The following is a 719-nucleotide window of genomic DNA, read 5'->3' on the forward strand; positions in this document are numbered from 1 at the left end:
CTTTCATTTTTCCCTGGCGCCAAAATTGGTGTATTGGGTCTTAATGGTGCGGGTAAATCAACACTACTAAGAATTATGGCGGGCGTTGATAAAGACTATATTGGTGAAGCCCGCCCTCAGCCGGGTATCAATATTGGCTACCTCGCTCAGGAGCCTGAACTTAACGAAGAAGCAACGGTCAGAGACAACGTTGAAGAAGGCGTGAGTGAGATTAAAAATGCGTTAACTCGCCTAGATCAAGTTTATGCAGAGTACGCTGAAGAAGGTGCAGATTTCGATGCTCTAGCCGCAGAACAAGCCAAGCTAGAAGCAATCATTGAAACCGGTGATGGTCATAATCTGGAAAGAACACTGGAAGTCGCTGCTGATGCCTTAAGACTGCCACCATGGGATGCTGAAGTTAAACATTTATCAGGTGGTGAAAAGCGTCGTGTCGCTCTTTGCCGTCTATTACTTTCTAAGCCGGACATGCTGCTTCTTGATGAACCGACCAACCACCTTGATGCAGAAAGTGTCGCGTGGTTGGAACGTTTCTTACATGACTACCCTGGAACCGTCGTCGCCATCACCCACGATCGTTACTTCCTTGATAATGTTGCAGGTTGGATACTGGAGCTCGATAGAGGCCATGGCATTCCATTTGAAGGTAACTATTCTCAGTGGCTTGAAAATAAAGAGAAACGTTTAGAGCATGAGCAAAAGCAAGAAGATGCTCGCCA

General features: G+C 46.5%; 1 protein-coding gene. It reads left to right on the forward strand.

Annotation, left to right across the window (positions count from 1 at the left end; translation table 11 throughout):
* Nucleotides 1-719 (forward strand): ATP-binding cassette domain-containing protein (locus A3766_RS27845; protein WP_156509205.1); only part of this gene is annotated, 719 nt, incomplete at both ends.

The organism is Oleiphilus sp. HI0132, from assembly GCF_001635845.1.